The following is a 24,200-nucleotide window of genomic DNA, read 5'->3' on the forward strand; positions in this document are numbered from 1 at the left end:
GGCCTTGACCGGCATCCCGGCGCCATGGCGATGCTTCGCCGTCAAACGACCCGGAGCCACCGATGACCGCCCCCCTGATGCTGGACGGCCAGTCCCTCACCCTCGACGCGCTGGTCGCGTCGGCACGCCGCCCGGCACCGGTCGCCCTCGCCCCCGATGCCTGGGCGCGCATCGACGCCGGCCGCGCGGTGGTCGACGCCATGTTGGCCGATGGCGTTCCCGCCTACGGCATCACGACCGGGGTCGGGTCGCAGAAGGACTTCGCCGTCGGGGCCGCGGCGCTGGCCGATTTCAACCGCCGCCTGATCACCGCCCACGCCACCCGCGCTCCTGGTCCCGAGGCGCCGCCGGAGCTGGTGCGCGCCGCCTGCATCCTCCAGCTCAACCTGTTCGCCACCGGCCGGTCGGGGGTGCGGCGGGTGCTGGCGGAGGCGCTGCTCGACCGGCTGAACCGCGGCGACCTGCCGCCGGTGCGGCTCGGCAGCTCCATCGGCGCGTCCGACATCGTGGCGCTGTCGCAGCTCGCCGTTCCCGTGATGGAGGCGCTGGGCGGGCTGGCTGCCAAGGAGGCGCTGTCGCTGATGAACAGCAACGCGCTGACGTTGGCGCAGGGGGCCCTGGCGCTGGACGCCATGCGCAGCCTGCTCGCCGGCCTCGATCTCGCCGCGGCGCTGACCCTGGAAGGCTTCCGCGGCAACCCCGGCGCCTGGAGCGAGCCGATCGAACGCGCCCACCCCCAGCCCGGCCACATCGCCGCGGCCTGCCGGCTGCGCGCCCTGCTCGACGGCAGCCGCCTCTGGGAGGCTGGAGAGCCGCGCTTCCTCCAGGACCCGCTGAGCCTGCGCTGCACACCGCTGGTCAACGGCGCTCTGCACGCCGCGCTGGACTGGGCCTGCGGAATCTGGTCGGTCGAGCTGAACGCAGCGGTGGACAACCCGCTGATCGACCTCGAGGCTGGGCGCCCCGTCTCGCACGGGGCCATGGAAAGCACCCTGCCCGCCCTGGCGCTCGACACGCTGCGGCTGGCCGCCGCCAAGGCGCTGGACGCGTCGGGGGAGCGCATGCACAAGCTGCACTGGCCGGCCTTCAGCGGCCTGCCCACCGGCCTTGCCGACGAGAACGGGGCGGCCGGCGGCGTGCAGTTCCTCAACCTCGGCCACATCCTGGCCGCCGCCCTGGCGACCGCCCGCATGGCGGCCACGCCCGCCACCCCGCAATACCGCGGGCAGGTCTGCGACGGGGTGGAGGACATCGCCGGCATGGCGCCGCAAGCGGTCGCGGAAACCGACCGGATGATCGAGGCGGCCTGGACCGTCGTGACGATCGAGGCGGCAACCGCCGCCTGGGCCATCCACCGCCGCGGCGTTCCGGCCGACGCCCTGGGCCGTGGCCTGCGGCCGGCGGTGGGCGTCATCCTGCCGCTGCTGCCCATCGGCTCGGAAGGGGAGCGTGTGTTCGACCTCGCGCCCCTCGTCGATGCCGTCCGCGCGGAGGCTCAGGCCATCTGTTCGGCGTAGTGGCAGGCGACCAGCCGCCCATCGACGTCCCGGAGCGCCGGGACCTCCGCCGAGCAGCGGTCGGTGGCGTGCGGGCAGCGCCGGTGGAAGTGGCAGCCGGGCGGCGGGTTCAGGGGCGACGGCAGCTCGCCCTTCGGCGTCACCCGCTCACCCCGCAGCTCCGGGTTCACGCGCGGCGTGGCGGCCATCAGGATGCGGGTGTAGGGGTGCCGCGGCCGGCTGAACACCACGTCCTTCGGCCCATGCTCCACCGGCCGGCCGAGATACATCACCATCACCGCGTCGGCGATGTGCCGGACCACGCTCAAATCGTGGGAGATGAAGAGGTAGGCGAGCTCCAGCTCCTCCTGCAGGTCCATCAACAGGTTCAGCACCTGAGCCTGGATCGACACGTCGAGCGCCGACACCGGCTCGTCCGCCACCACGACCCGCGGGTTCAGCATCAGCGCACGGGCGATGGCGATGCGCTGGCGCTGGCCGCCGGAGAACATGTGCGGGTAGCGGTCGATCTGGTCGGGACGCAGCCCCACCTTCGCCATCATCTGCAAGGCCCGGTCCCGCCGCTCGGCCTTGCCCATGGGGGTGTTGATGACCAGCGGCTCGGCCAGGATGGAGCCCACCGTCTTGCGCGGGTTCAGCGATCCGTAGGGGTTCTGGAACACCATCTGCACGGTGCGCCGCAGGCTCTTCAGCTCGGCCGCCGTGTGGCCGGACACATCGCGGCCGTCGTAGAGCAGACGCCCGTCGGTGGGCGGCTCGATCAGCGTGACGGCGCGGGCCAGGGTGGACTTGCCGCAGCCGGACTCGCCGACCACGGCCAGCGTCCTGCCGGCCGGCAGCGCGAAGGACACGCCGTCCAGCGCCCGCACGGTCGCCTGCGGCTTGAACAGGCCGCGCGCCACCCCGTAATGCTTGCGGAGCTGGTCGGCCTGGAGAACGATCGGCTGGGACGCGGTCACGCCGTCACCTCCGACTGGGAATTGAGCGGATAGAAGCAGCGGGCGCGCCCCGCGTCGTCGGCGAGCAGCGCCGGCCGCTCGGCGCGGCAACGGTCCTGCGCTCGCGGGCAGCGCGGGTTGAACAGGCAGCCCTGCGGCCGATCGGCGATGCCGGGAACCACGCCGGGGATGGTCGGCAGCCGACGGCGGCCCAGCGCCCGCTCCGGCAGCGCGTCGAGCAGCGCGCCGGTGTAGGGATGGCGCGGCCGCTCGAACAGCTCGGTCGCGGAGCGAGTCTCCGCCACCTGCCCGGCGTACATGACGACCACGCGGTGCGCCGTCTCCGCCACCACGCCCATGTCGTGGGTGATCAGGATCAGCGCCATGCCACGGTCGCGCTGGAGCCCGACCAGCAGGTCCAGGATCTGCTTCTGGATGGTCACGTCCAGCGCCGTCGTCGGCTCATCGGCGATCAGCAGGCGCGGGTTGCAGGCGATCGCGATGGCGATCATCACCCGCTGGTTCATGCCGCCCGAGAGCTGGTGCGGAAAGGCCGACAGCCGGCTTTCCGGGGCGGGGATGCCGACCTGCTCCAGCAGCTCGATGGTGCGGTGGCGGAGCGCCCGGCCCGACAGCCCCTCGTGCACCTTCAGCGATTCGCCGATCTGGAAGCCGACGGTGAAGCAGGGGTTCAGGCTCGTCATGGGTTCCTGGAACACCATGGCGACGTCCTTGCCGGTGATCCGCCGCCGTTGCGACCGGCTGAGCGTGCGCAGGTCGGTCCCCGCGAAGCTCATGCGGTCGGCAATGACCGTCCCGGCGGACGGGATCAGCCCCATCACCGCCAGCGAGGTCACCGACTTGCCCGACCCGGACTCGCCGACGATGCCGACCACCTCCCCCTCATCGACCTGCAGGTCGATGCCGTCCACGGCCCGGAAGGTGCCGGCACGGGTGGAAAAGGCGACGGAGAGGTTCTGGATATCGAGCAGCGGCATGGTTCAGCGCTTCAGCTTCGGGTCCAGGGCATCGCGCAGGCCGTCACCCAGCAGGTTGAAGGCGAGCACGGTGACCAGGATCGCCACGCCGGGCCAGGTCACGACCCACGGCGCGCGTTGCAGGAATTGCAGGGACGACGCCAGCATGGTGCCCCATTCCGGCGTCGGCGGCTGCGCACCGAGGCCCAGGAAGCCGAGCGCGGCCGCGTCCAGGATGGCGGTGGAAAAGCCCAGCGTGGCCTGCACGATCAGCGGGGCCGCGCAGTTCGGCAGCACCACCACCAGCATCAGCCGCAGCGGCCCCGCCCCGGCCACCCGTGAGGCGATGACATAGTCCTTCGACATCTCGGCCATGACAGCCGCCCGGGTCAGGCGGGCGTAATGCGGCACCACAACCACCGACACGGCCAGCATGGCGTTGAACAGCCCCGGCCCCAGGATCGCCGCGACCACCACGGCCAGCAGCAGGCTGGGCAGCGACAGCAGGATGTCCATGAAGCGCATCACCAGCACGTCGGTGATGCCGCCGAAGAAGCCGGCGACCATCCCCAGCCCCAACCCCACCGCCAGCGACAGGGTCACGACGATGACGCCGATCATCATCGACAGGCGGGCGCCGTGGATCAGGCGGGACAGCATGTCGCGCCCGATGTCGTCGGTGCCCAGGATGAAGCGCCAGCTCCCCGCATCATGCCACACCGGCGGTGCCAGGATGCTGTCGCGGTACTGGGCGATCGGGGAATGCGGCGCGATCACGTCGGCCAGGATCGCCACAATGGTGATGGCGGTGATCACCACCAGCCCCAGCACGGCGCCGTGGTTCTGGCGGAAATGGTACCAGGTCTCGGCCAAAGGGTGCGGCGGGCGGGAGGCGACGGGTTGAACGTCGGTCGTCATATGGACCTCACCGGGCGTGTCGGATGCGGGGATTCAGCACCCCGTAGAGCAGATCGACCAGCAGGTTGACCGCCATCACCGTGCTGGCGATCAGCAGCACGCCGCCCTGGAGTGCGGGATAGTCGCGGCGGTTGATCGATTCGATCAACCATTTGCCCACCCCGGGCCAGGAAAAGATCGTCTCCGTCAGGATGGCCCCGCCCAGCAGCGTGCCGACCTGCAGGCCGATGACGGTCACCACCGGGATCAGCGCGTTGCGCAGCGCGTGCAGCCCGACCACGCGGCGGCTGTTCAGCCCCTTCGCCCGCGCGGTGCGGATGTAGTCCTCCCCCAGGACCTCAAGCATGGCCGAGCGGGTCATGCGCGCCACCACCGCCAGCGGGATGGTTCCGAGCACGACCGTGGGCAGGATCAGATGCTCCAGCGCCGACCAGAAGGCGCCGTATTCGCCCACCAACAGCGTGTCGATCAGCATGAAGCCGGTCACCGGCTCCACGTAATAGAGCAGGTCGAGCCGCCCCGACACCGGCGTCCAGCCCAGATTGACCGAGAACAGCAGGATCAGCAGCAGCCCCCACCAGAAGATCGGCATGGAATAGCCGGTCAGGCTCAGCCCCATCACCCCATGGTCGAACCACGAGCCGCGCTTGACCGCGGCGACGATGCCCGCCGGCAGCCCGACGACGCTGGCGAACAGCATGGCCATGAAGGCAAGCTCGATCGTCGCCGGAAACAGCGTCAGGAATTCCTGGAGCACCGGGTTGTGCGTCACCAGCGACGTACCGAGATCGCCCGACAGCACGCCGCCGATATAGTCGAGGAACTGTTTCCACAAAGGCTGGTCCAACCCCAGCTCGTGCCGGAACTGGGCCAGCCGCTCCGGCGAGATGCCGCGCTCGCCCACGCGCACCTCGATGGGGTCGCCGGGCACCAGCCGGATCAGAAGGAAGGTCAGCAGCGTCACCCCGAGAAAGGTGGGAATGAGCAGGCTGGCCCGCGTCAGGATGAAGCGCAGCATCGGGGAAAGGCCATCTTCGAAACGAAGCAAGGGGGCCTACGCCCCCTTGCCGCAATTGTCCAGGAAATGTTGCCGCCGGTTACTGCTTCATGTCCACGCCGGCGAACGGGTGCAGACCGAACGGGTCCATCTTGTAGCCGACGACCTTCGGGGACAACGCCATGTAGACCACCGAGTGAGCCATCGGCAGCCACGGAGTCTCCTCCTTGAAGATCACCTGCGCCTGCTCGTAGAGCTTGGTGCGCGCCGCCTGGTCGGTGGTGCGCTTGGCTTCGGTGATCAGGCCGTTGAACTCGTCGTTGCACCACTTGGCGATGTTGTTGCCGCCCACGCGGGCGGCCTCGCAGCCGAGCAGCGTGTAGAGGAAGTTGTCGGGATCGCCGTTGTCGCCGGTCCAGCCGAGCATGCCGAATTGGTGCTCGCCGGCCTGCAGCCGCTTGCGGTACTCGCCCCACTCGAACTGCTTGATGGTGGCCTTGATGCCGACCTTGGCGAGATCGGCCTGGATCATCTCGGCCATCCGCTTGGCGTTCGGGTTGTAGGGGCGCTGCACCGGCATGGCCCACAGGTCGATCTCGAAGCCGTTGGCGAGGCCGGCGTCGGCCAGCAGCTTCTTGGCTTTCTCGACGTCGTAGGGGTAATCCTCGACCTTGTCGTTGTAGGACCACATGGTGGGCGGGATCGGGTTCTTCGCCGGCTTGCCGGCACCCTGATAGACCGCGTCGACGATGGTCTTCTTGTCCACCGCCATGCTCACGGCGCGGCGCACGCGCACGTCGTCGAACGGCTTCTTGGACACGTTGAAGGCGACGTAGCCGACGTTCAGCCCTTCCTGCTCCATCACCGTCACGGCCGGGTCGCTCTTCATCGCGGGGATGTCGGCCGGATTCGGGTAGGAGGCGACGTGACACTCGCCCGCCTTCAGCTTGGCGTAGCGGACGGCCGCGTCCGGGGTGATCGCGAAGACCAGGTTGTCGAGCGGCTGCCGCCCGCCCCAATACTGCTCGAACGCCTTGTAGCGGATGACCGCGTCCTTCTGGTAGGCGACGAACTGGAAGGGGCCGGTGCCGACCGGGGTCTGGTCGACCTTCTCCGGTGTGTTCTTCTTCAGCATCGCGTCGGCGTATTCGGCCGACATGATCGACGCGAAGGGCATGGCGAGGTTGGCGATGAACGGCGCCTCGACCTTGTTCAGCGTGAAGCGGACGGTGTGGTCGTCCACCTTCTCGATGGACTTCAGCAGGTCCGGCATCGACATGTCGGCGAAGTAGTCGTACGCGCCGCCCGACACCTTGTGGAAGGGGTTTTCCTTCTTCCACTGCCGCTCGAAGGAGAAGATCACGTCGTCCGCGGTGAAGTCACGGGTCGGCTTGAAATCCCCGACCGCGTGGAACTTCACACCCTTGCGCAACGCGAAGGTGTAGACCAGACCATCGTCCGACACCGTCCAGGATTCGGCCAGCGCGGGAATCACCTTGGTGGTGCCGCGGTCGAATTCCACGAGGTTGTTGTAGACGGGGAGGGAAACGTCGTGGCTGGTGCCGGTGGTGTTCAGCGACGGGTTGAAGTTTTCGGGGCTCCCCTCGGAGCAGTAGACGAGGGTCTTGGCGGCGTTGGCCGGTGCCGCCAGCGCCAGGGCCGCAACCATGCCAAGCCCGGCACCCATGAGGATGCGCTTCATTCAGGTAGCCTCCCGCAATCGGACGACGGTCGTCCACCATGATTCGGCGGGACGATCCCAAGCATATAAGAAACCGTCCCCTGTCCGTGTCAACGACGATCACCGCGAGACCGGGGAACGGGATACAATCCGTGGGCCCGCCCCCGGAACGCCGCCATGCACGGCGAGCCGGGAGCTTGGCCCCGGCGTGCCGCCGTCAGGGAATGCGCAGATCCATCCACAACTTGTCGATCCGCTTCGCGGAGGTCGCCTTGCCTTGCAGATCGGTGATGGTGACCTGGGCGGCAAGGCACTGGAAATCGAAATACACCTGCCGGTGAACGGCGTTGACGAAAAAGCTGCCGACGAACAGGTCGCCATGCTGGTCCAGCGCATCGCCGACGATGGACAGACCGGATATCTTCGGCAGCTTCTCGGCCGCTTTCAACAGGCACTCCGTGGCCAGCCGGCGTGACTCGGGATCATTGTTGATCTTGCCGGCGGCCCATGCGGCCGGTGCGGCGACCAGCGCAAGGATGCAGGCCGCCGCGGCGGCGTACCGGCCGCTCACGGCTTTCCTCCGGCCGACAGCAGCGCCTGCCGGTAGTCTTCGAAATACTTGTCGTTCCGGTCGGCGAGCGCCATCGCCTGGCGGAATACCATGATCGCCTCGTCGCGCTTGCCTTGCTTCACCAAAATCTTTCCCAGATAATGGTACACGTCCGGATCACGGGGAATTTCGAGATTGGCGCGGCGCATCAAGGCCACCGCCTCGTCGGGCCGCCCCATGCTTTCGAGCGTCTTGGCATAATCGACCCAAATCTCACCCTGCTCCTTGCGCAGGTTCACCGCCCGCTCATAATAGGGCAGCGATTCCTCGGCCCGTCCGACCGAAGCCAGGATCACGGCTTTGGAGTAGTAGGCGTTGGCGAAGTCCGGCTTCAACGCGATGGCGGCGTCGGCAACGCGCATGGCTTCATCCGGTCGGCCGGCCATCAGCAGCGTTCGGGCCCACAGGTTGTGGACATAATGCTGGTCAGACGGGGCGGTGGCGGTGGCCGCGTATTCGATGGCGGCGAAAGTCCGGGGAAAATCCTTGCTGCCTTCCCGCTCTTCCGTCCGCCGGGTGTAGAGACCGGCCAGATAGGGGTCGATCACCTTCAGCATGTCGAACGAGGCGGCGATGATCGTCGAGTCCACCTTTTCGAGCGGCGCCCGGTGCCGGAATTCGCGGACGAGACCGTGGTACGGGTAGGCCCGCACGCGGAACTCGACATCGTTGCCGATCAACACCATCTCACCGCTGAAATAGTAGGGCACCAGCCCCACCGTCTGCCGCACCGCATCCACGAGGTGGGTGACGTCGAAATAGTCGGTGACCGCGTTGAACGACCGGTCGGCCTGTTCAAAATCGACATCCACCGTGCGTATCGAAGAATCGGCGATGCGGCCGACGCGTCGCACCTCGTCGGTCAGATGGCGCGTGACCACCGCCGAACTGAACCCCTGATCCTCGAGCGCATGCGGAACCTTGATCGGCTCCACGACGATTTCCGCGCCGTTGTAGATGCCAAAGCCCAGCAGGGTCGCCAAGCCGATGATCGGCAGTGTCAGAATGCCGAAGTCGAACATTCCCTTCCCCCATGGTCCCGACGCTCCACAAGCCGCCCGGGAACCGCCGCATCCTGCACCCGCAGACGGCGATCCCTCCCCGTGGACGACTCGGCGCCATCGGTGTTAACCCCAAATCGTGAGAAGGTGATACGGTTACGCGCGGAGCGTCAAGTGCGCTCTGCCGGTTTTCGCGTACGGCGATGCGTTGTCGCCGCCTCACCCCGGAGGGCGCAGCAGGGCGCCCTGTCCGAGCAGTTCGCGCTGGACCGCACCGACAGCGACATCCCGGACCCGCTCGCCGCTGCGGGCGGCCAGGGCGGCGCAGGCACCGGCGGCCTGGCCCGTCGCCATGCAGGTGGGCGTCACCCGGTAGGACGAGTGGGCCTCGTGCGTTCCGGAGATGCAGCGGCCCGCCACGAGCAGCCCGTCGACCTCCCGTGGAATCAGCGCGCCCATGGGAATCTCGTACCACTCGCCCGACGGCACGCGCCGCAGCGTGGTTCCCCTGCCCTTGGGGTTGTGGATGTCGACCGGATAGGTGCCGCGCGCCACGGCGTCGGGAAACTTCCGGGCGCCGAGAACATCGTCGACGGTCATGCGGTAGCGGCCGAGGATGCGCCGCGTCTCACGCACCCCGATGCCGACACCGCTCTGCGCGACGTAGGACCGTTCGAAGCCCGGCACATGCCGGCGCATGAAGGCGGCGATGGCCGCCATCTGGTAGCGGCTCTGCCACTCCGCGCGGGTGAGGTCCCACACGTCCGTCCCCAGCACGCCGGTCACCCGCGTGCAGTTCAGCGCCACTTCGCCCGCGTTCGCGGTGGCGAAGAACAGGATGTCCTCCCGCGGCAGGTCCAGCTCGCCCGCCTCCGTGGCCCTGGCGACCAGTTCCCACAGCCCGTGCACGCCCCGCCATTGGTCCGGCCGCTCCCGCACATAGCCGGCGAAGGCCGCATGGTCGAACCCCACCATGCGGAACATCAGCGTCATCGGCTGGACGAGACCGTCGTCCTCACGGCCGACCTCGTACTCGCAGCCGGCCGCCGCGGCCACGTCGCCGTCGCCCGTGCAATCGACGATGGTCGCTGCCTCGACCACGACCGGACCCGACTTGGTCTCGAACACCACCCCGGACGGGCGCCCCGGCTCGCCCACAACACCGGAGGCGAAGGCGTGCAGCAGAACCTTCACCCCGCTCTCGTCGAGGATCTCCTGGATGGAGACCTTCAGGATCTCGGGGTCGAAGGGCACCGTGAAGCCGGTGTCGGGCGACGGCGGAATGGCGCCCTGGTGCTGGTAGAGCCGGCCGAGGAAGGTGGCCAGAGCGCCGCCCACCACCGCCTCGCCCGGCCCGTGGTCCTGCGGCATCAGGCGGGTGTTGTCCACCTCGGCCACCGACCCCCGCTGGGTGTAGAAGGACATCCAGGGCATCACCAGCGCCGCCGTGGCGTTGCCGCCGAGGAAGCCGTACCGTTCGACCAGAACGGTGTCGGCACCGGCCTGCGCGGCACCCAGCGCGGCACCCATCCCGGCCGGGCCGCCGCCGACCACCAGCACGTCGCACCGGCACACCCGCGTCGCCCGCCGCGGCGGCAACGTCACCGCATCGGGCGTGGAAGGGCAGGTCAGGAACGGCACATCATCCTCCGTCGTTGTCGCTCACCTCCGGTCGACAACCGGGGGGCCGGGCTCCTTGTCACGCGGCGCAACGATCGCCGTGGCCAGCGGCGCGGTCTGGCGCGCGGCTTCCCGGATCGCCGGGAGACGCGAGGCCACCTGCTCCCTGTGCCGCCCGCGGTGGTCCCACAGCCGGTCGAGATCGGCGAGGAAGGTGCCGGCCCGGCTGCGCAGCGACCGCCGCTCGATGCCCAGCGATTCGAGGAAATCCGATACCTTGGACGCGTAGGGCAGCGCGATCAGCGGCGTGCCGGCGATGGCGGCGAAGATCATGAAGTGCAGCCGCATGCCCACGGCCATGTCCAGATGCCGCATCAGCCCCAGGATTTGCCGAGGCGGGTGGCGGTAGGGAAGCACATGCGCGTGTTCGGGCAGGGCCATGGAACCGATGACGCGGTGCGCCTCCCGCACGTCCCCGCGTTCCATGGGCACGAAGACGATGCGCGCGCCGAAGCGTTGGATGGCGAAATCCGCCGCCTCCGCCAGCAGCCCGTGATAGGCGGCTTCCGACAGATCGGGGGCCGCGCCCCCGTGCTCGCGCACGGAGAAGCCGACCAGCGGCCGGTCGCGCGGCACCCCGACCTCGGCCAGCATCCCGTCGGTGAAGGGCTCCGGCTCCAGAAGCAGGGCGGGATCGGCGGTGACGGTCACCGGGACCTCGACGCCGATCTCCTCCAGCAGCCGCTTGGCGCTCTGCTCGCGCACGGTGATCCCGGCCATGCGGTTCATCCCGTTGCGCACCGCACGACGTTCCGCCTCTCCGCGCAGCGGCCCCACCCCGATGGCGAAGGCGAAGGTCGGGATTCCATGCGCCTGGGCGATCACCGCCTCGCGCAGGTAGGTCTCCGCCTCGGCGTCGTAAAGGATGCCGCCGCCGCCGAGCAGCAGCAGGTCGAGCCGCGCGACCTCCGGGGTGATCTCCCCCTTCATGGCGATGCGCGGGTTGACGACGCGGTCCGCCGGATGGTTGGCGGCCGTGTGGACCGCGTCGCGCGAAAAGACGACGATCTCGACTCCGGGGACCGTCCGCCGCAACTCGGCGATGGCGGAGGTGAGAATGGCCTCGTCGCCGGTGTTCAAACCGCCGTAGGACCCGGAAATGCCGATGACCGCCATGCGCCGTTCCCCCGCCGTTCCGTTCGCGGGTGCAACAGGAGGGCCGGGACGTGGTTCCGCGGCCGGCCGGCAGGCCGCTCCGCAATTTCAGTTGGCGTCACGCATCGTCACCGGTATATCGCTGTTGCGTCATGGACCGCGGCGCCGGCCGGACCGCCGGGAGGGGCGGCCGACCGACGAGGAACGCACCACCCCGAAGGAGGCTAGTGAGGCTCGACCGATGAAGAAAGTCCACCAAGATGCCACGAGCGCGCTGGCTGGCCTGCTCCGCGACGGCATGACGATCATGGCCGGCGGTTTCGGGCTTTGCGGCATTCCGGAGGCCCTGATCGGCGCCATCCGGGAGAGCGGGGTCACCGGCCTCACCGTCATCTCCAACAACTGCGGCGTCGATGGCTGGGGTCTCGGGATCCTGCTGGAGGCCAAGCAGATCCGCAAGATGGTCTCCTCCTACGTCGGCGAGAACAAGCTGTTCGCGCAGATGTACCTGTCGGGCGAGCTGGAGCTGGAGTTCAACCCGCAGGGCACGCTGGCCGAGCGCATCCGCGCCGGCGGCGCCGGCATCCCCGCCTTCTTCACCAAGACCGGCGTCGGCACGCTGGTGGCCGAGGGCAAGGAGCTGCGCGAGTTCGACGGCGAGACCTTCGTCATGGAGCGCGGGCTGGTCGCCGACCTGTCCATCGTGAAGGCGTGGAAGGGCGACACCGAAGGCAACCTGATCTACCGGAAGACCGCGCGGAACTTCAACCCGATGATGGCGACCGCCGGCAAGGCGACGGTGGCCGAGGTGGAGACGCTGGTTCCCGCCGGCGAGCTGGACGCCGACCACATCCACACCCCCGGCATCTTCGTGAAGAGGATCATCGAGGTGAAGGACCACCAGAAGCGCATCGAGCAGCGCACCGTGCGCAAGCGCGCCTGACAACGGGAGGACCCAGACCATGGCATGGACCCGTGAGGAAATGGCCGCCCGCGCCGCCCGCGAGCTGCAGGACGGCTTCTACGTCAACCTCGGCATCGGCATCCCGACGCTCGTCGCCAACTACATCCCCGACGGGATCGAGGTGACGCTGCAGAGCGAGAACGGCATGCTGGGCATCGGCCCCTTCCCGTTCGAGGGGGAGGAGGATCCGGACCTCATCAACGCCGGCAAGCAGACCATCACCGAGCTGAAGACCAGCAGCTACTTCTCCTCGGCCGACAGCTTCGCCATGATCCGCGGCGGCCACATCGACCTGTCGGTGCTGGGCGCCATGCAGGTGACCGACAAGGGCGACATCGCCAACTGGATGGTCCCCGGCAAGATGGTGAAGGGGATGGGCGGCGCCATGGACCTCGTCGCGGGCGTCAAGCGCGTGATCGTGGTGATGGAGCATGTCGCCAAGGGCGACGAGAAGAAGATCCTGAAGGAATGCTCGCTGCCGCTCACCGGCACGCGGGTGGTCGACATGATCGTCACCGACCTCGGCGTCTTCAGCGTCGATAAGCATGGCGACGGCGGCATGACCCTGGTCGAGCTCGCCCCCGGCGTGACGGTGGACGAGATCCGCGCGAAGACGGAGCCGGACTTCAAGGTGGCGTCCGGCCTCGCCTGATGGAGCTGTTCCTCGACCTCGACGGCGTCCTGGCCGATTTCGACCAGGGCGTCGTCGCGGTCACCGGCCGCCGGCCCGAGGAACTGCCGCTACCGGCGATGTGGCGGGCGCTGTCCCGCCACCCCGACTTCTTCAACACGTTGGCGTTCATGGAGGACGCGCGGGAGCTCTGGGCCTTCTGCGAGCCCTTCCGGCCGACCATCCTCACCGGCCTGCCGATGGGAAGCTGGGCGCCCGACCAGAAGCGGCGCTGGGTGGCGCGCATGCTCGGCCCCACCATCCCCGTGATCACCTGCATGGCGCGTGACAAGGCGAAACACGCCGGACCCGGCCGGGTCCTCGTGGATGACCGCGAGAAGGCCCGCGAACCCTGGGTGCGCGCCGGCGGCACCTTCATCCTGCACAGCGGAGCCGCCCGCTCCATCGCGGAGCTCCAGGCCCTCGGCTTCCGCTGAACGGCGGGCGGGGAACGCCGTCCCCGCCCACGCAACCGTAAGTCCTCGACTGCCAGCCCTTGGCGGTCAGCCCTTGGCGGTCACCCGCCCGTCCGCCGGCGCCGTCACCGCCGGCGGCGGCTCGTTGCGCGTGCGGATGAGGGAGACCACCACGCCCGCGATCAGCAGCGTCAGCGTGACGCCCAGCGAAATCTCCGGCGCCACCTTCCCGTAGATCTGGTTCCAGAAGATCTTGCCGCCGATGAACACCAGCACCAGGGCCAGCGCGTATTTCAGGTAATGGAAGCGGTGCACCATCGCCGCCAGCGCGAAGTAGAGCGCGCGCAGGCCGAGGATTGCGAAGATGTTGCTGGTGTAGACGATGTAGGGGTCGGTGGTGATCGCGAAGATCGCTGGCACGCTGTCGATGGCGAATACCAGATCGGCGAACTCCACCAGCGCCAGGGCCAGGAACAGCGGGGTGGCGTACAGCACGGCGCGGCCGGACCCGTCCGCGGCGGGGCGGCGCACGAAGAACTTGTGCCCCTCGATCTCGTCGGTCACCCGCATCCGCTTGCGCAGGAAGCGCAGCATCGGGTTGTTCGCGATGTCGGGGACATGATCGACGGAGAACAGCATCTTCACGCCGGTGATCAGCAGGAAGGCGCCGAAGACATAGAGGATCCAGTCGAATTCGGTGACCAGCGCGGCCCCCACGCCGATCATGATGCCGCGCAGCACGATCACCCCCAGGATGCCCCAGAACAGGACCCGGTGCTGGTATTGCCGCGGGATCGCGAAATAGCCGAAGATCAACGAGATGACGAACACGTTGTCGAGCGACAGGCTCTTCTCGATGAAGAAGCCGGTGTAGTACTGCACGCCCGCGGTCTCGCCCATGGACCACCACACCCAGGCGCCGAACAGCAGCGCCACGGCGATGTAGCCGGCCGACAGTTTCAGGCTTTCGGCGACCCCGATCTCATGGTCCTTCCGGTTGAGGACGCCGAGGTCGAAAGCAAGGAGGGCGATCACGAGCCCGACGAAGGTCAGCCAGACCCAGGCCGGCTTTCCCATCACGTCGAAGAAGAGGAATTCCATACGTAGACCCACTTGATGGCGCTGCGTCGGCAGGTGTCTCAAGGGGATCCGACATCACGGCCGACGCCTCGGCCGTCAGAGGAGCCCGGACCCAAACAATCGCGGAGATGGTGAAGCTTCAGCCCCGATCAAGGGGGACGATCCGACTCGATCCGCCGCCCGGCGTGGCTTCGGCGTTTCAAAAGGCCGGCTTTCCGCCGGTTCCGGCATTGCCGCGCCGCGAATTTCGACACAGACGGCGTTGCATTGATGCATTCCGGCAACAGGTGGGGCTGGAACTCAACTGATTTCATGTATTCGCGGATCGCCGGCCCCCCTAAGCTCTTGTGCCCGGTCTGGCTGTCGGTCAATAACTCCCAAAACTCGCAGTCGAAATCGACGAGATGGAGTCGCTTAATGAATCAGGCGGAATTGATTGAAACCGTCGCCACTAATGCCGGGATCAAGAAGGCCGATGCGGCCAAAGTCGTCCAGGCGGTGTTCGAGGGGATCACGGGTGCGCTGGGCAAGGGCGAGGAAGTGCGCCTCGCCGGCTTCGGCATCTTCGAGGTGACCGAGCGCGCCGAGCGCGAGGGCCGCAACCCGCGCACCGGCGAGGTCGTGAAGATCGCCGCCGCCAAGGCCCCGAAGTTCAAGCCGGCCAAGCAACTCCGCGACGCCGTCAACGGCTGACGGCCGCGCTTTCGATCCGGAGGCCCGCGATGCCCATCGACCCGTCCGAGTTGCAGTCGCTGACCACCAAGGTGGTGGCGGCCTATGTCGGCAACAACACCGTGCCGGTGAACGAGTTGCCGGTGCTCATCAACAACGTTCAGTCCGCCTTCCGTGGACTCGGCGAGGAAAAGCCCGCCCCGGCGAAGGTCGAGCAGGTCGCCGCGGTGCCGATCAAGAAGTCGGTGACGCCGGACTACATCGTCTGTCTCGAGGATGGCAAGAAGCTGAAGATGCTGAAGCGCCATCTGAAGACGGTCTACAACATGTCGCCGGACGAATACCGCGCGAAGTGGTCGCTGCCGCCGGAATACCCGATGGTGGCGCCGAACTACGCCAAGGCGCGTTCGGAAATGGCGACCAAGCTGGGCCTTGGCCGCAAGAAGGCCGTGCAGGATTGAGCGGCGGAGGTCGGGTCGCGCGCCACGCCGGCCCTGCCTTGCTTGTCCGCCGACAATAAAAGGGGCGCTTCCTTCGCGGGAAGCGCCCCTTCCGCGTTCCGGGGGATCAGCGTTTTGCGGCAAGCGCGTTGCGGGTGTGCACGGCGATCATCCGTTCCTCGTCGGTCGGGATGACATGCACCGGAATACGGCTGGCGGGGCTGGAGATCGTCGTCTCGTTCGCGGCGTTCGCCGCGGGGTCGATGTCGATGCCGAGCCAGCCGAGCCTGGCCCCCACCCGCTCGCGGATCGGCGCCGAGCGCTCGCCGATTCCGGCGGTAAAGACAAAGGCGTCGATCCCGCCCATCGACGCGGCGAGCGCCCCCGTCTCCCGCGCGATGCGGAAACAGAACAGCTCCACCGCCTCCTCCGCGTGCGCGTCGCCGCTTTCCAGCAGCACCCGCATGTCGTTGGAGACGCCGGACACCCCCAGCAGGCCGGAGCGGTTGTACAGCAGCTTTTCGATGGCGTCGGCGCTCATGCCCTTGTTGCGCATGAGGTAGATGAGCACGCCCGGATCGATGGTGCCGCAACGGGTGCCCATGGGCAGCCCGTCCAGCGCCGTGAAGCCCATGGTGCTGTCCACGCTGCGCCCGCCGTGCATGGCGCACATGCTGGCGCCGCTGCCGAGATGCGCCACCACCACCCGCGCATCCCCCAGCGCCGGCGCGATCTCCGGCAGGCGGCGGGCGATGAACTCGTAGGACAGGCCGTGGAAGCCGTAGCGGCGGATGCCCTCCTCCGTCAGCTCCCGCGGGATGGCGAAGGCGCCGGACTGCCAGGGCTGACCGCGGTGGAAGGCGGTGTCGAAGCAGGCGACCTGCGGCAGCTCCGGGTGCGCCTCCGCCAGGGCGCGGATGGCCGCCAGGTTGTGCGGCTGGTGCAGGGGCGCCAGGGGCACCAGCCCGTCCAGCTCCTCCATCACCGCGTCGGTCAGCAGCACCGGGTGCGAGAAGCGGACGCCGCCATGCACCACCCGGTGCCCGGCGGCGATCAGGCGGGCGCCGTCCAGATGCTCCTCGATCCAGTCCAGCAGGAAGCGCAGCAGCGTCTTGCGGTCCGCCTGTTCCGACGCCGCCCAGCTCCGGTCGGCGAGCAGGCGCTTGGCGGTGTCCTTCGCCTCGAAACGCGGTTCGGTGCCGATGCCGGAGATCTGGCCGTTCACGGCGACGACCACGTCACCCGACACGGCCTCGCGGAACACCGAGAACTTCAGGCTGCTGGACCCGGCGTTGATGACGAGGATGGCGTTGCGGCCGTGCGTGGTCATCGCCATGCCCTCCCCTACTCGGCGACCGCGGTCTGGGCGCCGCGGCGCCGCGCCGCCGCCACCAGCACCGCAACGGCGCAGGAGGCGAGGCGGGTGCGCACGGTGTCGGCCCGGCTGGTCAGGATGATCGGCACGCGGGCGCCGAGCACGACGCCGGCGGCGTCGGCGTTCGCCAGGAAGGAGAGCTGCTTGGCCAGCATGTTGCCGGCCTCCAGATCGGGAACCACCAGGATGTCGGCGCGACCCGCCACCTCGGACACGATGCCCTTGGTCTTCGCCGCCTCCACGCTGATGGCGTTGTCGAAGGCCAGCGGGCCGTCGAGCAGGCCGCCCTTGATCTGCCCGCGGTCGGCCATCTTGCAGAGCGCCGCGGCCTCCAGCGTGGACGCGATCTTGGGGTTGATCGTCTCCACCGCCGACAGGATCGCCACGCGCGGGGTCTCGACGCCGAGCACCTTGGCGAGGTCGATCGCGTTCTGCACGATGAAGGCCTTGTCCTCCAGCGTCGGGTAGATGTTGATCGCCGCGTCGGTGATCAGCAGCGTGCGCGGGTAGGTCGGCACGTTCATCACGAACACGTGGCTGATGCGCGACGAGGTGCGCAGCCCGGTCTCCTTGCGGACGATCTCGCCCATCAGCTCGTCGGTGTGCAGCGAGCCCTTCATCACCGCCTCGGCCTCGCCGCTGCGGGCCAGCCGCACGCCGGTCTCGGCGGCGGCGTGGGAATGGGCGACGTCGATGAGGCGGTAGCGGGAGATGTCGACGCCACACTGGTTGGCGACCGAACGGATCTTGGCGGCGGGGCCGACCAGGATCGGGTCGATCAGGCCGGCCTCGGCCGCCTCCACCGCGCCGCGCAGCGAGGACTCGTCACAGGGGTGCACCACCGCCACCGGGACCGGAGGCAGCGCTTCGCACTTGCGCAGCATCTCGTCATGGCCGTGGTGGTGGATCATCTGCACCTGGGGCAGCTCGTGCGCCTTGCGCCGCACCTTCTTCGACGGCGCGATGACCTCCGCCGTGCCGGCCACCACCTCCTTGCCGTCCTGGTTCGTGCAGACGCAATCGAACAGCACGATCTGCTTGTCGTCGCGCTTCTCACGCACCGTCACGGTGGCGGTGATCACGTCGCCCAGCCCGACCGGGCGCTTGAAGCGCAGGTCCTGGCCCAGATAGATGGTGCCGGGTCCGGGAAGCTGGGTGCCCAGCACCGCCGACAGCAGCCCGCCCGACCACATGCCGTGGCCGATCACCTTGTGGAACAGGCTGTCGGCCGCGTATTCCTCGTCGAGGTGGGCCGGGTTGATGTCGCCGGAGACGGTGGCGAACAGCTCGATGTCGGTCGCCGACAGGCGCCGCGACAGGCTCGCCGACTGGCCGACCTCGATTTCCTCGTAAGTGACGTTCTCGATCATGGCGACGGACCCGTTTCTGCCGACGTCGATGGCGGTGTCCATAGGACGGTGCTCCAAAAGGGATAACGGCTCGGTTACGATGGCCCTGGCCGAATCCTCCTGACTGCGGTTGATGATGCCCGCAGCCTGTTTTTGGTCTGTCCCCTGACCCCGTATCGATCCGGCGGTTCCCGGTTGATCCGCGACACCGTCCGTTGCGCGCACCCTTTGGCTTGGTGCGTCGTCCTGCTCTCTACCCCAAATCGATGAAACGGACGTGACAGCGCCCGGACATTTTGGAGCGGACCCGGAAAGGCCCTGTGCGCGGTGTGACGGTGATTGGCCCGACCCTTTCGCGCCGCAACATATGTACCGACGACCGCACACCCAAGTCAAGTCCGCTGCAAGCAAAGGTGCCATCCGGTTCGAGTATTTACCCTTCCTTAAGACCTCATTCCTGGAAAGAAGGCTGCGCATCGCGATACAGATCCTTGTCGGAAGCTGCGCTGCACACGACCTGATCGAAAGGCCATGGCGCACAGTGCGCAACCGGCGGGCATCATCGCCGCAACCCCTCCAGCAGGTCGCGGATGATCCCCTGCGCTTTGTCACCGGGCACCGGCAGACCGGGGGCGACACGGTCCAGCGCGCCCTCGGCGGCGCGGCGTGCGATGAAGGCCTGAACCTCCTTCAGGTCGAAACTCCGCGTCGGCTTGTCCAGCGGCCCGGTCAGCCGCAGCGTCAGCGGCGGCACCGCGTCGTCGGCCCGCACCTGCACACGGACCTGGGCGTTGACGGTGCCGGCCGGCAGGTCGATCTGCCCCGCCGCCGCCGCATCCCCCAGCGGCGCGGTCAGCGCCAGATCGTCGCTGCGCACCACACCGCGCTCCACGGTGAAGCTGCCGTCCAGGCTGCCGAAGGACGTGTCGCCGCCCTGCAGCGCCCGCGCCAGCGCCTGGATCGCGTCCTGCGGGCGCTCGAGCCGGGCGGTCAGGCGCTGCGCCAGCGCGGCCATGTCGAAGCCGCGGACCGACCCGTCGCGCGCCGCCAGCCGCCCCTGCCCCGACAGGCTCTGCAGCATCGCCTGCGACGAGCGGCCGAAGGCCGACAGCTCGGCGTCGAGATCGATGGTGCCGCCGCTGATGCCCAGTGTCCGGTCCCCGGCCAGCGTGCCCGGCTTGGCCTTCACCACGGTCAGGTCGAGCTGCGCCTGCGGCACGCCGTCGGCGGGTGCGGCCAGTCGCCCGGTGGCCCCGACCTGCCCGCCAAGCAGCCCGCCGTCGAGTTGCTCCAGCGTCAGCACACCGCCGGACAGGGTCGCGCGCAGCGCCGGATTCTCCAGCCGCAACCCGCCGCCGGCCACCGCGGACGAGGTCAGCCCGAGCCGCCCGTCGAACGCGCTCAGCCAGGACAGGTCGAACGTCTCGCCACCCGCCGCGGGCGGGGCGGGAGCCGGCCTTGCGGTGTTGCCGCCGCGGGCCGGTTCCGGCCGCGTTGCCGGCGGCGGGGCGGCCAGCCGGTCGAGGTCGATGTCACCGGTCTGAAGGTCAAGCTCGACCCGCGGACGCCCCGCCTCGCTGCGGTACCCCCCCTCCCCGGTGACCGAGGTGCCGGCCACCGTGCCCTGCAACCCCTTCACCGAAAGCGCCGCGGCACCGCCGCGCAGCTCCCCGTACAGGTCCACGGCGCCATAGGACGCCGGCGCGGTCGCAGGGTTGAGCAGCGACAGCAGCGCCCCGAGCTCCGGATGGGTGGTGCGCAGCTTGATGTCGGCCTGCGGGGTTCCGGACAGGCTGGCGAGCGTGCCGCCCGCCGTCAGGTTGCCCCCGGCCGCACCGAGTTCCACGTCGAGCGTCAGCCGATCGAGGTCGCCGGCGAACCGTCCGCGCAGCGTCACCGGCCCAAGCCGCTCCGGCGTCGGTGCGCCCGCGGGCCACGCAACGTGGCGCGCCAACCCGGCCAGCGACGGCGCCTCCGCGTTCACCGACAGGTCGGCCTGTCCCAGCGGCGACAGGCGGCCGATGCGGCCGCTCGCCTGCCCCGACATTCCCGCGAGGTCGGCGACCTTGACGTCGCGCAGGACCACGACCCCGCCCGCGGCCGTCGCGTCCAGCGCCAGCCCCTGCGCCGTCATGCCGCGGTAGGTGAGGTTGCCGGCGTTGAGCTGCAGGTTCACATCCACCCGGCGCAGCTCATCCAGCGGGCCGGGCGCCGTCCCGCCCCGCGCGGTTCCACCAGCCGCCGGCGCGGTCGCCGGGGCGTCGGCCGGCGCCGGCAGATAGGCGTCGAGGTTGAGCCGGTCGATGTCGAGCCGCACGCCATAGGCCGGGCGCCCGCGGTCCACATAGGCCACGCCGCCGGTTACATGGCTGGTGTCGACGCGAAGGTCGATGCCGGTCACGTCCACCCGGCCGGGCCGCCCCTGGATGCGGGCGCCGAACGAGGCCTTGCGCAGCCGGTCGGGCGGAATCGCCTTCACGTCCTGCTTCAGCCATTCCAGCACGCCGCGCAGATTGTCGGCGCTCGCCTCCAGCCGCAGGTCGAGCACCGGTTGCCCGGCGGAGGTCGAGAGCGTTCCGCCGGCGACCACGTCCGACCCGCCGGGCAGCAGCGCCGCGACCCGCTCGATGGTGACCACCCCGTCCGCGAGCGACGCTTCCAGCCGGGCCTGCCGGACCAGCGCGCCGTTGAAGGTCACCGCCTCGGCGACGATGTCGGCCTGCGCGCTCATCCCTTTCGGCAATTCGAATCCGCCCGCCGTCCGCGGCGGCTCGGCCGTCTGGGCCGGGCGCCCGCGTGACGGCTGGGCGGCGGGCGGCTGCACGGTGGACGACTTGCCGTTGCCCGACAACCACGCGTCGAGATCGAGGCGGTTCAGCGTCAGCGCCAGCTTGGCCCGTGGGTGGTCGCCGGTGTCGAGGCTCGCGGAGCCGCTCGCCCGCATGTCGCCGACCTGCATCTCCAGGCCGTTGAACGCCAGCAGGTCGCCGGCCCCCTCCACCGCGGCGCGCAGCGAGAAGGGCTGCCCCAGCCGCTGCATGACCCGGGCATCCGCCCCGAACGGGGCCAGGGCCGTCGCCAGATTGGCCCCCTCGGCGCGCAGGTCGCCCTGGGCGCGGGTGCCGCCGCCGGGCGCCGCCGCGGCGATGCCGGCGAAGCGCAGAGTCGTCTCGGTCTCCGGAAAGGTCAGCGCCGCGCGCACCGGCACCGCCGCCCCTTCGGTGAAGCGCCCGGTGGTCACCTCGCCACGCACCGGCACGCCGCGCAGGCGGAAGGTGCCGTGCATCTGGAACGGGCCGGCGAGGCTGGCGGCGACAACGCGGGCGTCGAGCGCCTCGGCCTTCTCCTCCTTGCCGGTGCGGTCGTCGCGGTAGAGGACGGTGCCCTTCTCGATGGTCACCTCGTCGAAGCTGACCATCGGAACGAATCGGCCACCCGTGCCGGTGTCCGATCCGTCCGGCGCCGGCCGGTCGCCATCGAACTCCCAGTTGAAGGCGCCGGTCTTCGCGGTCTCGAAAACGAACAGCGGCTCGATGAAGGTCAGGCTTTCCACCTGCACCCGACCGCCCAGCAGAGGCATCAGCGCCACCGTCACGTCCAGCCGCTTCAGCGCCGCCATGTCGGGCAGCGCGAATCCCGGAGGGTTGGCGAGCCTCGCCCCGGCCACACTGACCTGCGGCGTGGGGAACAGCGACAGGCTGATGTCGCCGTCCAGCGACACCGCGCGACCGGTGGCCGCGGAAATGCGCGCGGCGATCATGCCCTTGTGGCTGTTCCAGTCGATCACGGCCGGCAGCACCAGCACCGCCGCCAGCAGGACGCCCAGCACGGCGAGCACAGCGATGAGCAGTTTCCTCAAGACCTCAATCCTCCCCGGGCCACAATGCTCGCCCGCAGACCCGGACCCTTCTCGCCCCGAGCGTCATCCGCTAAGCTAACCGGGCAAGAAGAGACAAGCAAATTGGGCAAGCCAAGGGCAGGTTGCGCCCGTATGCGGCATTCCCCATCCCGCCGGAGACACCGCCATGGGCGACGTCGTCAACCTCAACCGCTTCCGCAAGCAGCGCCGCCGGGACGAGCGGGAGAAGCAGGCGTCGGAGAACCGGATCCGATTCGGCACGCCGAAATCGGAGACGACCCGGCAGCGGCTGGAGCAGGACCGGCAGACCCGCGACCTCGACGGCAAGAAGCGGGAAGACTGAGCGCCCCGCTGGGGCTTTTCCATACGCGGTTTCGCAGCACCTGCGACACTCTGCCGCATCTGCGGCGGGATGCCGCATGGCGGTTTTGCTTGTCATATCGTTCGTTTACATAACGATGTCTTCCCCGATAGTTCTGGACCGAAACCATCCGCCGCGCTATCTTTTGTCCAAGCGGAGTTCCTGAACTCCACAGGCGAGGAGTTGGGCAAGATGGTCGACGTCACTTCCCATCATCACCATTTGGCGGAGCCGCGCGCGTCGTGGCTGCCGCGGATCCGCACGGTCGGAACCGACCGGCCCTGGGTCTGGCTGGCCGCCGGCTGGCGCGACATGCTCGCCGCTCCCCTGATCAGCCTTGCCTACGGGCTGCTGGCCGTGGTGTCCAGCTTCGTGCTGGTCGCCGGGCTGGCGATGTACGGGATGCACTATCTGGTCCTGCCCATGGCGGCTGGTTTCATGCTGATCGGGCCGGTCCTGGCGGTCGGCCTCTACGAGACCAGCCGCCGCCTCGAACGCGGCGAGCACGCCGGCCTCTGGCCGGTGGTCATGGCCTACCGGCAGAACGGCACCCAGATCGCCGCCATCGGGCTGGCGCTGATGGTGGTGTTCTTCGCCTGGATCCGGCTCGCCTTCCTGATCTTCATGCTGTTCTTCTCGATGGAGCCGCCTCCGCTCGACCTGCTGGTGGAGCGCATCTTCTTCTCCGAGGTGACGCTGCCCTTCCTGATCACCGGCACGGTGGCCGGCGGCTTCATGGCGGCGGCCGTGTTCTCGATGAGCGTGGTGGCCATCCCCATGCTGCTCGACCGCGACTGCGACGCCTTCACCGCCATGGCGACCAGCATCACCGCCGTGCGGGAGAACCCTCGCACCATGCTGGTGTGGGCCGCGCTGATCGCGCTGTTCATCTCCGCCGGTCTGGCGACCGGCTTCGTGGGCCTGCTCATCGCCTTCCCGCTGATCGGCCACGCGTCCTGGCACGCCTATCGCGACGTTGTGTCCGGCGACCGCTGACCGTCCGGCACCCGGGCAGCAAAAACCCCCGCCGGGCGACCGGCGGGGGTTTTCCATTTCAAGACGGCCCATTTCAAGACGGCGATGCCGTGATCAGGCGCTCTGCCGCAGCGACCGCAGGAAGCCGGCGATGGCCGACTCCAGACGGGACGACTGGCTGGTGACCGACTCCGAGGTCTGAAGCACGCGGGTGGCGGCCGAGCCGGTCTCCGTCGCCGCGCGGGTCACCTGCTCAATGGTGTGCGACACGGCGCTGGTGCCGGCCGCCGCCTGCTGGACGTTGCGCGCGATCTCGTTGGTGGCGGCCCCCTGCTCCTCCACCGCCGCGGCGATGGTGGTGGCGATCTCGTTGATTTCCGTGATGGTGGCGCCGATGCCCTTCATCACGGTCACCGTCTCGTTGGTGGCGTTCTGGATGGCCCCGACCTGCCCGGTGATGTCCTCGGTCGCCTTGGCCGTCTGGGTGGCGAGGTTCTTGACCTCCTGCGCCACGACGGCGAAACCTTTGCCCGCCTCGCCCGCGCGCGCCGCCTCGATGGTGGCGTTGAGCGCCAGCAGGTTGGTCTGTCCGGCGATGGTGGCGATCAGCTTCACGATCTCGCCG

General features: G+C 69.0%; 22 protein-coding genes. 8 read left to right on the forward strand and 14 right to left on the reverse strand.

Translation table 11 applies throughout. The annotated features are described in order from the left end of the window. Positions 1-62: 62 nt before the first annotated feature. Positions 63-1,517: an aromatic amino acid lyase gene (locus HL658_RS07480; RefSeq protein WP_180281325.1), complete on the forward strand. Its 1,455-nt coding sequence runs from the start codon at positions 63-65 to the stop codon at positions 1,515-1,517. On the opposite strand, the gene HL658_RS07485 is transcribed toward HL658_RS07480, so the two are convergent. The 9 genes from HL658_RS07485 to HL658_RS07525 form a co-directional block, all read right to left on the reverse strand. Continuing rightward, complete coding sequence (locus tag HL658_RS07485) at positions 1,496-2,476, reverse strand: dipeptide ABC transporter ATP-binding protein (RefSeq protein ID WP_180281326.1); 981 nt, start codon at positions 2,474-2,476, stop codon at positions 1,496-1,498. The two genes, HL658_RS07480 and HL658_RS07485, sit on opposite strands and share 22 nt — an antisense overlap. Next, positions 2,473-3,453 (reverse strand): ABC transporter ATP-binding protein, encoded by a 981-nt coding sequence (locus HL658_RS07490; protein ID WP_180281327.1) that lies wholly within the window; start codon positions 3,451-3,453, stop codon positions 2,473-2,475. The genes HL658_RS07485 and HL658_RS07490 overlap by 4 nt, the downstream gene beginning before the upstream one ends. 3 nt (positions 3,454-3,456) lie before the next feature. Beyond that, positions 3,457-4,350, reverse strand: a complete 894-nt coding sequence (locus tag HL658_RS07495; protein ID WP_180281328.1) for an ABC transporter permease subunit — start codon at positions 4,348-4,350, stop codon at positions 3,457-3,459. 7 nt (positions 4,351-4,357) lie between these two features. Next, complete coding sequence (locus HL658_RS07500) at positions 4,358-5,368, reverse strand: ABC transporter permease subunit (protein WP_180281329.1); 1,011 nt, start codon at positions 5,366-5,368, stop codon at positions 4,358-4,360. A 79-nt stretch (positions 5,369-5,447) separates the two neighbouring features. Beyond that, a complete protein-coding gene (locus HL658_RS07505) occupies positions 5,448-7,049 on the reverse strand; it encodes an ABC transporter substrate-binding protein (protein ID WP_180281330.1) in 1,602 nt (533 codons plus the stop codon). Between the two features lie 196 nt (positions 7,050-7,245). Beyond that, entirely contained in the window at positions 7,246-7,599 is a 354-nt protein-coding gene (locus tag HL658_RS07510; RefSeq protein WP_180281331.1) for a hypothetical protein, read from the reverse strand. Next, a complete protein-coding gene (locus tag HL658_RS07515) occupies positions 7,596-8,660 on the reverse strand; it encodes a tetratricopeptide repeat protein (protein ID WP_180281332.1) in 1,065 nt (354 codons plus the stop codon). Before HL658_RS07515 ends, HL658_RS07510 begins: the two co-directional genes overlap by 4 nt. A 198-nt stretch (positions 8,661-8,858) precedes the next feature. Continuing rightward, entirely contained in the window at positions 8,859-10,280 is a 1,422-nt protein-coding gene (locus HL658_RS07520; RefSeq protein WP_180281333.1) for an FAD-dependent oxidoreductase, read from the reverse strand. A 21-nt stretch (positions 10,281-10,301) separates the two neighbouring features. Continuing rightward, positions 10,302-11,435: a polysaccharide pyruvyl transferase family protein gene (locus tag HL658_RS07525; protein ID WP_180281334.1), complete on the reverse strand. Its 1,134-nt coding sequence runs from the start codon at positions 11,433-11,435 to the stop codon at positions 10,302-10,304. 220 nt (positions 11,436-11,655) lie between these two features. On the opposite strand from HL658_RS07525, the gene HL658_RS07530 reads away from it, so the two are divergent. From HL658_RS07530 to HL658_RS07540, 3 genes are read left to right on the forward strand one after another with little or no spacing between them, the layout of a single operon-like run. Further along, entirely contained in the window at positions 11,656-12,357 is a 702-nt protein-coding gene (locus HL658_RS07530; protein WP_180281335.1) for a CoA transferase subunit A, read from the forward strand. A gap of 19 nt (positions 12,358-12,376) precedes the next feature. Next, complete coding sequence (locus HL658_RS07535) at positions 12,377-13,030, forward strand: CoA transferase subunit B (RefSeq protein ID WP_180281336.1); 654 nt, start codon at positions 12,377-12,379, stop codon at positions 13,028-13,030. Further along, a complete protein-coding gene (locus HL658_RS07540; RefSeq protein ID WP_180281337.1) occupies positions 13,030-13,485 on the forward strand; it encodes an HAD family hydrolase in 456 nt (151 codons plus the stop codon). The genes HL658_RS07535 and HL658_RS07540 overlap by 1 nt, the downstream gene beginning before the upstream one ends. Before the next feature lie 66 nt (positions 13,486-13,551). On the opposite strand, the gene HL658_RS07545 is transcribed toward HL658_RS07540, so the two are convergent. Continuing rightward, positions 13,552-14,565: a TerC family protein gene (locus tag HL658_RS07545; RefSeq protein ID WP_180281338.1), complete on the reverse strand. Its 1,014-nt coding sequence runs from the start codon at positions 14,563-14,565 to the stop codon at positions 13,552-13,554. Between the two features lie 396 nt (positions 14,566-14,961). Between HL658_RS07545 and HL658_RS07550 the strand changes: the two genes are divergently transcribed. Beyond that, positions 14,962-15,237: an HU family DNA-binding protein gene (locus HL658_RS07550; RefSeq protein WP_180281339.1), complete on the forward strand. Its 276-nt coding sequence runs from the start codon at positions 14,962-14,964 to the stop codon at positions 15,235-15,237. A 29-nt stretch (positions 15,238-15,266) separates the two neighbouring features. Then, positions 15,267-15,677, forward strand: a complete 411-nt coding sequence (locus HL658_RS07555; RefSeq protein WP_180281340.1) for a Ros/MucR family transcriptional regulator — start codon at positions 15,267-15,269, stop codon at positions 15,675-15,677. A 106-nt stretch (positions 15,678-15,783) separates the two neighbouring features. Here the strand turns inward: HL658_RS07555 and HL658_RS07560 are convergent, their stop codons facing one another. From HL658_RS07560 to HL658_RS07570, 3 genes are all read right to left on the reverse strand, one after another. Beyond that, positions 15,784-16,986: an acetate/propionate family kinase gene (locus HL658_RS07560; RefSeq protein WP_180281341.1), complete on the reverse strand. Its 1,203-nt coding sequence runs from the start codon at positions 16,984-16,986 to the stop codon at positions 15,784-15,786. 14 nt (positions 16,987-17,000) lie between these two features. Then, positions 17,001-18,443, reverse strand: coding sequence for a bifunctional enoyl-CoA hydratase/phosphate acetyltransferase (locus tag HL658_RS07565; RefSeq protein ID WP_246337358.1), 1,443 nt, complete (start codon positions 18,441-18,443; stop codon positions 17,001-17,003). A 496-nt stretch (positions 18,444-18,939) separates the two neighbouring features. Continuing rightward, positions 18,940-22,239, reverse strand: coding sequence for an AsmA family protein (locus tag HL658_RS07570; protein ID WP_180281342.1), 3,300 nt, complete (start codon positions 22,237-22,239; stop codon positions 18,940-18,942). A 166-nt stretch (positions 22,240-22,405) separates the two neighbouring features. Here HL658_RS07570 and HL658_RS07575 point away from each other — a divergent pair, with 166 nt between their 5' ends. Continuing rightward, positions 22,406-22,582, forward strand: a complete 177-nt coding sequence (locus HL658_RS07575) for a DUF4169 family protein (protein WP_180281343.1) — start codon at positions 22,406-22,408, stop codon at positions 22,580-22,582. A 210-nt stretch (positions 22,583-22,792) separates the two neighbouring features. Further along, positions 22,793-23,596 (forward strand): DUF2189 domain-containing protein, encoded by an 804-nt coding sequence (locus HL658_RS07580; RefSeq protein WP_180281344.1) that lies wholly within the window; start codon positions 22,793-22,795, stop codon positions 23,594-23,596. A gap of 93 nt (positions 23,597-23,689) precedes the next feature. Here HL658_RS07580 and HL658_RS07585 read toward each other — a convergent pair. Next, positions 23,690-24,200: methyl-accepting chemotaxis protein (locus HL658_RS07585; RefSeq protein WP_246337359.1), on the reverse strand; the 511-nt coding region annotated here is incomplete at its 5' end.

Origin of the sequence: Azospirillum oleiclasticum, assembly GCF_013423485.1 — a bacterium.
In the GTDB taxonomy this organism is placed as follows: Bacteria; Pseudomonadota; Alphaproteobacteria; order Azospirillales; family Azospirillaceae; genus Azospirillum; species Azospirillum oleiclasticum.

What these genes read in the sequence shown, in the direction of transcription:
- HL658_RS07480 (WP_180281325.1), top strand. Translation starts at nt 63, where the DNA reads ATGACCGCCCCCCTGATGCTGGACGGCCAGTCCCTCACCCTCGACGCG.
- HL658_RS07490 (WP_180281327.1), bottom strand. Translation starts at nt 3,453, where the DNA reads ATGCCGCTGCTCGATATCCAGAACCTCTCCGTCGCCTTTTCCACCCGT.
- HL658_RS07495 (WP_180281328.1), bottom strand. Translation starts at nt 4,350, where the DNA reads ATGACGACCGACGTTCAACCCGTCGCCTCCCGCCCGCCGCACCCTTTG.
- HL658_RS07500 (WP_180281329.1), bottom strand. Translation starts at nt 5,368, where the DNA reads ATGCTGCGCTTCATCCTGACGCGGGCCAGCCTGCTCATTCCCACCTTT.
- HL658_RS07505 (WP_180281330.1), bottom strand. Translation starts at nt 7,049, where the DNA reads ATGAAGCGCATCCTCATGGGTGCCGGGCTTGGCATGGTTGCGGCCCTG.
- HL658_RS07515 (WP_180281332.1), bottom strand. Translation starts at nt 8,660, where the DNA reads ATGTTCGACTTCGGCATTCTGACACTGCCGATCATCGGCTTGGCGACC.
- HL658_RS07525 (WP_180281334.1), bottom strand. Translation starts at nt 11,435, where the DNA reads ATGGCGGTCATCGGCATTTCCGGGTCCTACGGCGGTTTGAACACCGGC.
- HL658_RS07530 (WP_180281335.1), top strand. Translation starts at nt 11,656, where the DNA reads ATGAAGAAAGTCCACCAAGATGCCACGAGCGCGCTGGCTGGCCTGCTC.
- HL658_RS07535 (WP_180281336.1), top strand. Translation starts at nt 12,377, where the DNA reads ATGGCATGGACCCGTGAGGAAATGGCCGCCCGCGCCGCCCGCGAGCTG.
- HL658_RS07540 (WP_180281337.1), top strand. Translation starts at nt 13,030, where the DNA reads ATGGAGCTGTTCCTCGACCTCGACGGCGTCCTGGCCGATTTCGACCAG.
- HL658_RS07545 (WP_180281338.1), bottom strand. Translation starts at nt 14,565, where the DNA reads ATGGAATTCCTCTTCTTCGACGTGATGGGAAAGCCGGCCTGGGTCTGG.
- HL658_RS07550 (WP_180281339.1), top strand. Translation starts at nt 14,962, where the DNA reads ATGAATCAGGCGGAATTGATTGAAACCGTCGCCACTAATGCCGGGATC.
- HL658_RS07555 (WP_180281340.1), top strand. Translation starts at nt 15,267, where the DNA reads ATGCCCATCGACCCGTCCGAGTTGCAGTCGCTGACCACCAAGGTGGTG.
- HL658_RS07560 (WP_180281341.1), bottom strand. Translation starts at nt 16,986, where the DNA reads ATGACCACGCACGGCCGCAACGCCATCCTCGTCATCAACGCCGGGTCC.
- HL658_RS07565 (WP_246337358.1), bottom strand. Translation starts at nt 18,443, where the DNA reads ATGGACACCGCCATCGACGTCGGCAGAAACGGGTCCGTCGCCATGATC.
- HL658_RS07575 (WP_180281343.1), top strand. Translation starts at nt 22,406, where the DNA reads ATGGGCGACGTCGTCAACCTCAACCGCTTCCGCAAGCAGCGCCGCCGG.
- HL658_RS07580 (WP_180281344.1), top strand. Translation starts at nt 22,793, where the DNA reads ATGGTCGACGTCACTTCCCATCATCACCATTTGGCGGAGCCGCGCGCG.